Source organism: Stenotrophomonas sp. HMWF003 (assembly GCF_003061285.1).
Lineage (GTDB): Bacteria > Pseudomonadota > Gammaproteobacteria > Xanthomonadales > Xanthomonadaceae > Stenotrophomonas > Stenotrophomonas maltophilia_AP.
Genome location: NZ_QAIW01000099.1, coordinates 5022 through 14951, shown reverse-complemented (window position 1 = coordinate 14951; position 9930 = coordinate 5022). Strand labels below are relative to the sequence as shown.

Genomic DNA, 9930 nt, shown 5'->3' with positions numbered 1-9930 from the left:
CAGCCGGGTCGGGGCAGGCCAGCCGCGCGCATTGTTCGGGGGTGCAGCCGCTGGCCCGCCAGGCCGATGGACCGGCCCGCAGGGCCAGGGTGGGATCGGCATGGGCCTGCAGGAGGCGCCGTCGCGGCGGCAGGGGGCCGCCGGCCAGTACCAGGCGGAGCAGGGCGTCGCGGGGGTCAGGCAGGAGGGTTTCGCACATCGGCCTAGGCTAGGCCGCATACAGCGACGGCGCCCTGGGGCGCCGTCGGAGTAGTGCGTAGGGTTTTGCGCTTACTGGGCGTCAGGGTGCTTTGCCGCGTAGCCCACCAGGACCGGCTTGACCCCCTCCATCACCAGCGCATAGCTGACCTTGTCGTAGGTGCGGAACACCATCGCATGGGCGGCATATTCGTCGGGCAGGGTGATGCGGCCGGCACCGTCGCTGAGCGAATCGTCCATCCGCGACGAACCGGGGTACTTCATCCGGTTGGCCACGTGGCGGCCCTGGCGCCACAGCGACACCACGGTGCCGTTGTCGATGCCGTCGGCACTGCCGGCGGAGATCGCCACGATGTCGCGCGGGCCACCCGACAGGAACATGTCGGCCACCGCGAGCACGCGGATGTCCAGGCCTTCGGTCTGGGCTGCCGGCACGTGCGGGAAGAACTGCAGGTCGTACGGGTTTGCCTCCACCGGCACCAGGCGGTCGCCGATCCTGACTTCACGCCCGCCGACCTGGGTCTGCAGGGCGATGGTGGTCACATCCACCTTGCCGGACGCCACCTTGGTGACGGTGCCGACGTTGACCTGGGCCAGTTCGTAGCCGAGCGTCTGGTTGCGTTTGCTGGGGACGAAGAAGTCCTTCCAGAGGTTGCCGCTGCCGGGGGTGACGTCACCATTGGCGGTGAGATCCTCGGTGGGCTTGGGCAGGGCGTAGCGCACGGTCGGGCGGACCACGGACCAGCGCTGGCCCACTGCCGCCCCCTCCAGCCCGCGCACATAGGCAACCTGGCCGCTGGTGGCGCGCAGGCGGTCGTCTTCCAGGCCGGCCACGAACGGCAGCGACTTGACGTCGTCGACCACGCTCAGCTGCTTCAGGAAGGGTTCGACCTGGTCCAGTGGAATGCCGGTGATCGGCGCTTCCCGGCGCGGGCCGGGCTGGGCCACGACGCGGTCCAGGTAGGCCAGGCTCAGCACGTCACCCGGGTAGATCAGGTGCGGGTTCTTGACCTGCGGATTGGCCTGCCAGATTTCCGGCCACAGCCACGGCTTCTTGAGGAAGCGCGCGGAAATGTCCCACAAGGTATCGCCCTTGCGGACGACGTAGGTATCCGGGTGCCCGCCATTCACTTCAACGGCGGTAGCATAGGTGGCAACGGTCAACATCGCCACGGCGACGACCGTACGAGTACGTTCAAACATAGGTGGTGCCTGATTCCCCAACAGGTTGCCGCACTATAGTCCAGAAACCGGGGCGCAGGGCAAGCGTTGGCGATAGAATTGCGACGTACGCCGCTTTGACCGGCGCCCCCTACCGGTATTTGCCATGGCTATCCTGCCCATTCTTGAGTTTCCCGATCCGCGCCTGCGCACCAAGGCCGCGTTGATCGACGCCGCCGAGGTCACCACCCCGGCGTTCCAGCAACTGATCGACGACATGTTCCACACCATGTACGACGCCCCGGGCATCGGCCTGGCGGCCAGCCAGGTGGACGTGCACAAGCGCTTCATGGTGATCGACGTCAGTGAAGAGAAGGACACCCCGCGGGTGTTCATCAACCCGGAGATCGTCGCCAACGAGGGTGGCCAGGTCTACCAGGAAGGCTGCCTGTCGGTGCCGGGCATCTTTGCCGACGTCACCCGTGCCAACCAGATCACCGTGCGCTTCCTGGACCGCCAGGGCCAGCCGCAGGAACTGACCACCGACGGCGTGCTGGCGGTGTGCATCCAGCATGAGATGGACCACCTGGACGGCAAGCTGTTCATCGATTACCTGTCCCCGCTGAAGCGCGAGATGGTGCGCAAGAAGCTGGCCAAGGCGCGCAAGCACGTTGCCTGAGATGCCCAAGGGCCGGGCTGCGCGGGCTGACCGCGGGCCGGGCCTGGTTGTGCGGCGCCGGCCACCGGCGCCGTTTTTCTTTCTGCAAGTGGGGTAGCCATGAAGATTGTCTTTGCCGGTACGCCGGAGTTCGCCGTGTCCTCGCTGCGCGCCGCCGCGCGCCACCATGAAGTGGTGGCCGTGTACACCCAGCCGGACCGCCCGGCCGGGCGTGGGCGAGGGCTGATGCCGTCGCCGGTGAAGCTGGAGGCGATCGCGCGTGGCATCCCGGTGTTCCAGCCCGAGCACCTGAAGACCCCCGAAGCCCAGCAGCAGCTGCGCGACCTGCAACCGGACCTGATGGTGGTGGTGGCCTACGGCCTGATCCTGCCCAAGGCCGTGCTGTCCATCCCCACCCACGGCTGCTGGAACGTGCACGCCTCGCTGCTGCCGCGCTGGCGCGGCGCCGCGCCGATCCAGCGTGCGATCCAGGCTGGCGACAGCGAAAGCGGCGTGTGCCTGATGCAGATGGAAGCAGGCCTGGACACCGGCCCGGTGCTGCTCAAGCAGCACCTGGCCATCGGCGCCAACGACACCGGCGGCCAGCTGCACGACCGCCTGGCCGAACTGGGCGCGCAGGTGCTGTCGGACGGGCTGGGCCTGCTGCGCGCCGGAATCAAGCCGATTGCCCAGCCCCAGCCGGAGGCGGGGGTGACTTACGCGCACAAGCTCGACAAGGCCGAAGCCCGGCTGGACTGGGCGCAGGACGCGCAGGCGCTGGAGCGCACCGTGCGCGCCTTCAACCCGTGGCCGATCGCCGAGGCCCAGCTGGCCGGCGAGCGCGTGCGCATCCACGGTGCGGTGGCGCTGCCGGACAACCAGGGCAAGGCCCCGGGCACGCTGCTGGCGGCCGCCCGCGAGGGCATCGACATCGCCTGCGGCCAGGGCGCCCTGCGCCTGCGGGTACTGCAGCGCGAAGGCGGCAAGGCGATCACGGCGGCCGACTACCTCAACGCGCGCCGCGACCTGAGCGTGGGTGCCTGAAATGACCCAGCTCCGGCAGGACAAGCAGGCCCCGCAGCGTGCCGCCAGCGCGCCCGGCGTGCCCACCCGCGTACTGGCAGCCAAGGTGCTGGCCCAGGTGATCGGCCGCGGCCGCTCGCTCAAGGCCGAACTGGCCAAGGCATTGCCGAGCCTGGACGACAGCCGCGACCGCGCCCTGCTGGAGGCCCTGTGCTTTGCCGTGCTGCGCCGTCGCGGCGCCTACGACGCGGCCCTGGCCCAGTGGATGCAGCGCCCGCTGGGCGTGCGCGAGGACGAACTGCGCGCGCTGTTGCTGGTGGGCTTCGCCCAGCTGGATGCGCTGGAACTGCCGGCCCACGCGGCGCTGTCGGCCACGGTCGACGCCGCCCGTGCGATGGGCCGCGACCGCCAGGCCGGCATGGTCAACGCGCTGCTGCGCCGCGCCCAGCGCGACGGCATCCCGGCCCAGCCGGCGCGCGCTGCATTCCCCGACTGGCTGGCCGGCATGATCGAACAGGACTGGCCGGAGCAGGCCGAGGACGTGTTCGCCGCCAGCCTGCAGCCGGCGCCGTTGTGGCTGCGGGTGAACCGCCAGCACGGCAGCCGCGAGGCGGTGCTGGAACAGCTGGCCGCCGCCGCGATCGAGGCCGAGGCATCGCCGCTGTGCAGTGATGCGATCCGCCTGCCGGTGCCCGTGCCGGTGGCCGCGCTGCCCGGTTTCGCGGCCGGTGCACTGTCGGTGCAGGACCTGTCGGCGCAGCAGGTGGCCGATGCCCTGGCCCCGCGACCCGGCGCCCGGGTGCTGGACGCCTGCGCCGCGCCCGGTGGCAAGGCCGCGCACCTGCTGGAACGTGACCCCAGCCTGCAGCTGCTGGCCCTGGACATCGACCCGCGCCGACTCAAGCGCATCAGCGAGACCTTCGCCCGTACCGGCGTGGGTGCGCAGGCGCGGGTGCTGGCGGCCGACGCCGCCGCGCCGGACAGCTGGTGGGACGGGCAGCCGTTCGACTACATCCTGCTGGATGCGCCGTGCTCGGCCACCGGCATCATCCGCCGCCAGCCGGACGTGCTGGTGCACCGCCGCCCGGCCGATATCGAGGCGCTGGTAACGCTGCAGGCGCGCCTGCTGGATGCCTGCTTCAGCATGCTGGCTCCGGGCGGCACCCTGTTGTATGCGACATGCTCGATCCTGCGGGAAGAGAACCAGTTCCAGGTCGAGTCTTTCCTGCAGCGCACCCCCCGCGCAGGCTTCCTGCCATTGGGTGAAGCGTTCGGCCACGACTCCTGGGCCGGTCGCCAGCGCCTGCCCGGTGAGGAGGGTGCAGACGGTTTCTTCTACGCGCGTCTGCTAAAAAAGGGCTGATACCCCGCCGCTGGACCCGCGTCATATGTTGAACACTCCTGCCAGACGCGAGTTCTGGCTGCTTGCCACGATGGCCCTGCTGGTGCTCGGTGCCGGTCTGGGCCTGCGCGACCCCTGGCCGTCGGACGAGCCGCGCTTTGCGCTGGTGGCCAAGCAGATGGTGCTCAGCGGCGACTGGCTGTTCCCGCACCGGGGCACCGAGTTGTATTCGGACAAGCCGCCGATGCTGATGTGGGCGCAGGCCGCGTTCTACAGCGTGTTCGGCAACTGGCGGGTGGCGTTCCTGCTGCCGTCGCTGCTGGCCGCACTGGGCACGCTGGCCTGCGTGTACGACCTGGGCCGGCGCCTGTGGACCCGCCGGGTGGGCGTGTACGCGGCCTGGGCGCTGTTGTTTGCGGTGCATTTCACCTTCCAGGCCAAGAAGGCGCAGATCGACCCGCTGGTGGTGTTCTTCATCACCCTGGCCAACTACGGCCTGCTGCGGCACCTGCTCTGCGGGCCGGCGTGGCGGTGGTGGTGGCTGGGCTGGTTTGCCGCCGGGCTGGGCGTGATCACCAAGGGCGTGGGCGTGCTGGCGCTGCTGATGGTGCTGCCCGCGGCGGTGGCGTCGCTGCTGGGCTGGCCGCGGGTTCGCCTGCACGTGCGCGACTGGCGCTTCTGGCTGGCCCCGCTGGCCTTCGTGCTGGCGGTGGCGCTGTGGCTGGTACCGATGGTGCTGGCGGCCACGTCCAGTGGTTCGGTGGAGTACCGGGCCTACATGAACGACATCCTGTTCCGGCAGACCGCCAAGCGCTACGCGCAATCCTGGGACCACCACCAGCCGTGGTGGTATTTCCTGGCCACCATGCCGTCGATGTGGATCCCCGCGATCCTGGTGCTGCCGTGGGCGGTCCCGGCCTGGTGGCGCCGGCTGCGCCGCCGGGATCCGCGCTACCTGCTGCTGCTGGGCTGGTGGCTGCTGATCGTGCTGTTCTTCTCGATCCCGCACGGCAAGCGCGACGTGTACATCCTGCCGGCGCTGCCGATGTTCTGCCTGGCACTGGCGCCGCTGCTGCCGGGGTTGCTGCGGCGGCGCGACGTGCAGTGGCTGCTGGGCGCGTTCACTGCGGTGCTGGTGCTGGCCCTGCTGGGCGCGGGCATTGCGATGCTGGTCGGTCAGCCGGGCTTTGAGAGCCGGTTGATCGTGCAGCGCGGCATCGACACGTCGGTGACCGCGGCGCTGGGCTGGATCGGCGTGGCGCTGGGCGCCTGGGGCCTGGCCAGCCTGTGCTTCAGCGGTCCGCGGCGGCGTCACGTGGCCGTGGTGTCGACCCTGGCGATGGTCTGGGTGGCCTACGGGCTGGTGGGCTATCCGCTGTTCAATGATTCCAGCTCCGCGCGCGGGTTGATGGCGCAGGCCGGGCAACGCATCGGCGCCGACGCGCAGCTGGGGCTGGTGGGCTGGAAGGAGCAGAACCTGTTGATGGCCGACCGCCCGGTGGCCACCTTTGGCTTCAAGCGCCGTTGGTACAGCCAGTTGCAGGACGCCGTGGCCTGGCAGGCGCGGGCGCCACGGCAGCGTTGGCTGCTGGTGCAGGAAGCGGCCGTGCTGGACTGCATCGACCGTCGCCGTGCCGAACGGGTGGGCGTGTCCAACCGCCGCGGCTGGTGGCTGGTGCCTGCCGATGCCGTGGTCGGCCCATGCCGGCCCAACGCCCGGGAGCTGGCACGGATCACCCTGGAACAGGGCAGGGAAGCACCGGAGGAGTGAGCGTGCTCTCATGGATCATTACGGGTCGATCGGCGACAATGCCGCCTGCTCGCCCGATCCTGGAATGGAGGCCGGTGAACCCGTTCCTCTTCCGTCATTACGCCGCATTGCCCAGATCGTGACCATGCCTCCACTCCGTCCTGTCCGTGCCAACCTCGCCTTGGCATGGGCATTCACGATCGCGCTCGGGTTGTCCCCGGTGCTGCTGATGTCGACCCTGGACGGTGGCAGTGCGGGCTATTACCTGCTGGTCCTGCTGAGCATCATCGTGCTGGTGGTGGTGCGCCCGGCCGCGCCCGGGCAGGTCTGGTGCGACAACCGCCGCGAGTATGTGTGGATGGGCGTGGGCGTGGCGGTGATGCTCATCGGCGTGCTGACCAGCCTGATGGTGCATGGGCTGTGGAAGGGCTCGGAGGTGGAAAAGGCCTCGCGTTTCCTGACCGTGCTGCTGATCCTGGCCGCCGCGCTGCGGATTCCGCGCACGGTCCTGGCCCATGGCCTCTTCGGTCTGCTGCTGGGCATCTGGTATGCGGTGATCAACGTCGGCTGGCTGGTGCTGAGTACCGGCGGACGCCCGGCCACGCGCCAGTTCAATACGGTGACCTACGGCAACCTGACGCTGCTGTTTTCGATGCTGGCGCTGCTGCTGCTCGGCTACCGCATCACCCGCTTCAAACGCACCGAATTCGCGCTGAAACTGATCACCGGCGTGGCCGGCCTGGGCGCGTTCCTGGCCACCCAGACCCGCGGCGGGCTGTTGGCGGTGCCGGTGCTGGTGTTCATCGCGCTGCTGGTGCAGGGGCGCCGGCTCAACCGCTACAAGGCCTGGGCCGGTGCGCTGCTGCTGGGCGTGCTGGGGCTGATCGTGCTGAGCGACGGCACCCTGCGCGAGCGCATCCACCTGGGCGTGAACGAATTCGAAGAGTGCCAGGTGACCCACCTGGCCGATACCTCGGTATGCATCCGGCTGCAGCTGTGGAGCGCGGCCGGGCACATGATCCAAAGCGAGCCGGTGTTCGGCATCGGCGGGGGCGACCGCTTCCGCGAAGAGCTGCGCAGCCTGGCCGAGACCCGCCAGGTGTCGCCGACCGTGGCGCGCGATTACGGCGAAACCCACAACGACCTGCTGTACTTCCTGGCCACCTACGGCGTGCTCGGCGGGCTGGGACTGGTGCTGCTGTACGCCGCGCCGGGCTGGGTGCTGCTGCGCCGGCTGTGGCGGGAGGACGACGCCGGGCGCCTGTTCGCCGGTGCCGGGGTGATGATCTGCGCCAGCTACCTGGTGTTCGGCCTCACCGAGATGATGTTCCGCGACATGCGCTCGGCCTCGTTCTACGCCACCTGGGTGGCGGTGTTCCTGGCCCTGTCCGACCCGGCGCGCCGGCGCCAGGCGGACTGATCCCGGGTCAACCGCCCTGCAGGGCGGCGGCGTAGCTGGCTTCGGTCAGGCCGGTGAACGTGTCCAGGCCGAACTCACGCACCGCGCGCTGGCGCGCGGCCACGCCGATGCGGGCCAGGTCGTGGCGCTGTGCATACAGCTGGGCCACCTGGGCGGCGATCGCCGGAATGTTGCGCACCGGCACGATCCACCCGTCCTGGCCGTGGTCGATGTTCTCCGGCAGGCCGGCGTAGTCACTGACCATCACCGGCTTGCCCATCGCCATCATTTCGCGGCAGGCGAAAGATATCGTCTCCACGTCGTGGGACAGCACAAAGCCCGCATCGCCGCTGGCCACGAACGGCCGGATGTCCTCCAGCAGGCCGGGCAGGTGGACCTGCGCGCCCAGGCCCAGCTCGGCCACGCGTGCCAGCAGGCGCGGGTCGGCGTCGCGGCCGGCCACGGCCACGTGGAGATGGCCGCGGATCGGCTCGGGCAGCGTGGCGATCGCCTCGACCAGGTCGATCCAGCCCTTGTGGACGTCGGTGCCGGCATTGCTCACCATCACCAGCGCATCAGGGTCGGTGGTCCAGCGGGCACGCAGCGCCGCGCCGGCCGATGCCTCGACCGGTGCGAAACGGGCCAGGTCCACGCCGTTGCGTACCACGTCGATCGGGCAGCGCCGGTAAGGGCTGTCCAGCAACATGTCGCGGGTATGCGCGGAGACGGCGATCACCCGGTCGGTGCCCCAGCGCGCGCGCAGGCGGTTGCCGAAGGTGTTGCTGGGCTTGCTGTTGTGCTTGGTGAACACCAGCCTGGGCCGATGGGCCAGGCCGGCCACTGCTTCCATCATCACCCGATGGTCGCGCGCGCCGTTGGCGTGCACGATGTCGATGCGGTGCTGCTGTACCAGGTGGCGCAGGCGGCGCGTGTCGGCCCATTGCTGGGGCAGCGTGGGCAGGCCACTGCTGAAGGCGATGTCCAGCGGTTCGGCAATGCCTTCGTCGCGGACCACGCGCAGCACGCGGCTGTTGTCCGGGGCGGCCATGAACAGCTGGTGCCGCGCCGACAGCGCACGCGCCAGTGACACCAGGTAGGTGGTGTGGCCGCCGCCGTCGCCGGAATGGAAGTTGGTGTAGAGGATCTTCATGGAGGCCTTCGATCAAACGCGCATGAAGTCTGCCACAGCAGCGCTCATGCGGCGTCGCTGCGGCGCGGCGGGTCGCTCACCGGCTGGCCGTGCTGCAGCATCCACAGCATGATCGTTTTCTGGCGCACGTAGTTGGCGCGCACGTAGGCATACACCAGCCCGTGCCAGCCATCGCGGAAGCCACCGCGCAGCAGCAGCCCGCGCCAGAACCGCCACGCCGGGGCCAGGACCAGCTTGGCCAGGGTGGCGCGCTTGCCACGTGCGAACTCGTGCTCGGCCATCATCCGCGCGTAGCGTTGGGTCTTGCTCAACTGCTGTTCCAGCGAGCGGTACGGGTAGTGGATGAGGTCACCGCGCAGCACGCCCACGCGGCCGTCGACGCTGGCCGCTTCGTGGATCTCGCGCTTGCCGCGCCAGCCGCCGTGGCGACGGTCGAACAGGCGCAACACGCGGTCCGGATAGGCATTGCCGTGGCGCAGGAACTTGCCGAAGTACTCGGACAGGCGCGCGAAGCGGTAGCCGTGGTGGCCGGTGAAGCCATCGGACTGGGCGGCCAGGATGGCCGCGCGCAGGTCGTCGCTGACGCGCTCGTCGGCATCCAGGCACAGCACCCAGTCATGGCTGGCCTGTTCAACGCAGAACGCCTTCTGGCTGCGGAAGCCGTCGAACGCGCGCTGCAGCACGGTGGCCCCGGCGGCGCGGGCGATGGCCACGGTGGCATCGGTGGAATGGGAATCCACCACGACGATCTCGTCGCAGAAGGCCAGCGAGGCCAGGCAATCGCCGATGCGGTCGGCTTCATTGAACGCGATAATGCAGGCCGAGATGCGAGGCCGTTCAGTGGGAGCGGTCGTGGAGGACATGATGGCCGAGTACCTGCTGTTTGCGACGGAGCGTTATGCGCTGCCCATTCTCGCCCCTCTGGCCCAGGCGTTGCACGCGTCCGGGCAATCGGTGTCGGCCTGGTTCGCCGATGGGGCGGCCGGGGCCAGCCTGCCGGGGGTGCCCAATGTGGACCTCAAGCAGGCGCTGGCGCTGCGCCCGCGCGCGGTGTTCAGCGCCGCCAACTGGGTGCCGCCGTTCATCGCCGGGGCCAAGGTGCAGGTCTTCCACGGCTTCAATGTGCAGAAGCGCGACAGCGCGCGCGGCCATTTCCGCGTGCGTGGCCTGTTCGACCTGTACTGCACGCAGGGGCCGGCGACGACCGAGCCGTTCCGCGACCTCGCCGCGCGCCAGGGCCATTTCGCGG

The 9930-nt window shown here is 69.7% G+C and carries 8 protein-coding genes and 2 pseudogenes; 6 read left to right on the top strand and 4 right to left on the bottom strand.

What is annotated here, in order from left to right:
- Both DBR34_RS21620 and DBR34_RS04055 read right to left on the bottom strand, forming a co-directional pair.
- Positions 1-199: pseudogene (locus DBR34_RS21620) on the bottom strand (DNA-protecting protein DprA); the annotation flags it as partial.
- Positions 200-270: 71 nt separating this feature from the next.
- Positions 271-1401, bottom strand: a complete 1131-nt coding sequence (locus tag DBR34_RS04055; protein ID WP_128095810.1) for a LysM peptidoglycan-binding domain-containing protein — start codon at positions 1399-1401, stop codon at positions 271-273.
- Positions 1402-1525: 124 nt separating this feature from the next.
- Between DBR34_RS04055 and def the strand changes: the two genes are divergently transcribed.
- The 5 genes from def to DBR34_RS04030 all read left to right on the top strand — a co-directional run bounded on the left by def (position 1526) and on the right by DBR34_RS04030 (position 7552).
- Positions 1526-2038 (top strand): peptide deformylase, encoded by a 513-nt coding sequence (def, locus tag DBR34_RS04050; protein ID WP_128095809.1) that lies wholly within the window; start codon positions 1526-1528, stop codon positions 2036-2038.
- Between the two features lie 99 nt (positions 2039-2137).
- A complete protein-coding gene (fmt, locus tag DBR34_RS04045) occupies positions 2138-3061 on the top strand; it encodes a methionyl-tRNA formyltransferase (RefSeq protein WP_128095808.1) in 924 nt (307 codons plus the stop codon).
- Between the two features lies 1 nt (position 3062).
- Positions 3063-4403 (top strand): 16S rRNA (cytosine(967)-C(5))-methyltransferase RsmB, encoded by a 1341-nt coding sequence (gene rsmB, locus DBR34_RS04040; protein ID WP_128095807.1) that lies wholly within the window; start codon positions 3063-3065, stop codon positions 4401-4403.
- A gap of 25 nt (positions 4404-4428) precedes the next feature.
- Positions 4429-6153 (top strand): glycosyltransferase family 39 protein, encoded by a 1725-nt coding sequence (locus DBR34_RS04035; RefSeq protein WP_128095806.1) that lies wholly within the window; start codon positions 4429-4431, stop codon positions 6151-6153.
- A 124-nt stretch (positions 6154-6277) separates the two neighbouring features.
- Positions 6278-7552, top strand: a complete 1275-nt coding sequence (locus tag DBR34_RS04030; protein WP_128095805.1) for an O-antigen ligase family protein — start codon at positions 6278-6280, stop codon at positions 7550-7552.
- Between the two features lie 7 nt (positions 7553-7559).
- On the opposite strand, the gene DBR34_RS04025 is transcribed toward DBR34_RS04030, so the two are convergent.
- Both DBR34_RS04025 and DBR34_RS04020 read right to left on the bottom strand, forming a co-directional pair.
- Positions 7560-8681 (bottom strand): glycosyltransferase, encoded by a 1122-nt coding sequence (locus DBR34_RS04025; RefSeq protein ID WP_128095804.1) that lies wholly within the window; start codon positions 8679-8681, stop codon positions 7560-7562.
- A gap of 44 nt (positions 8682-8725) precedes the next feature.
- Complete coding sequence (locus tag DBR34_RS04020) at positions 8726-9544, bottom strand: glycosyltransferase family 2 protein (RefSeq protein WP_128095803.1); 819 nt, start codon at positions 9542-9544, stop codon at positions 8726-8728.
- Here DBR34_RS04020 and DBR34_RS22100 point away from each other — a divergent pair.
- Positions 9429-9930, top strand: a pseudogene (locus DBR34_RS22100) (CDP-glycerol glycerophosphotransferase); the annotation flags it as partial. The gene DBR34_RS04020 and the pseudogene DBR34_RS22100 overlap by 116 nt on opposite strands.

Excerpts from the sequence above, each read along its gene's own strand:
- DBR34_RS04025 (WP_128095804.1), bottom strand. The coding sequence starts at position 8,681 with ATGAAGATCCTCTACACCAACTTCCATTCCGGCGACGGCGGCGGCCAC.
- DBR34_RS04020 (WP_128095803.1), bottom strand. The coding sequence starts at position 9,544 with ATGTCCTCCACGACCGCTCCCACTGAACGGCCTCGCATCTCGGCCTGC.
- fmt (WP_128095808.1), top strand. The coding sequence starts at position 2,138 with ATGAAGATTGTCTTTGCCGGTACGCCGGAGTTCGCCGTGTCCTCGCTG.
- DBR34_RS04035 (WP_128095806.1), top strand. The coding sequence starts at position 4,429 with ATGTTGAACACTCCTGCCAGACGCGAGTTCTGGCTGCTTGCCACGATG.
- rsmB (WP_128095807.1), top strand. The coding sequence starts at position 3,063 with ATGACCCAGCTCCGGCAGGACAAGCAGGCCCCGCAGCGTGCCGCCAGC.
- DBR34_RS04055 (WP_128095810.1), bottom strand. The coding sequence starts at position 1,401 with ATGTTTGAACGTACTCGTACGGTCGTCGCCGTGGCGATGTTGACCGTT.
- DBR34_RS04030 (WP_128095805.1), top strand. The coding sequence starts at position 6,278 with ATGCCTCCACTCCGTCCTGTCCGTGCCAACCTCGCCTTGGCATGGGCA.
- def (WP_128095809.1), top strand. The coding sequence starts at position 1,526 with ATGGCTATCCTGCCCATTCTTGAGTTTCCCGATCCGCGCCTGCGCACC.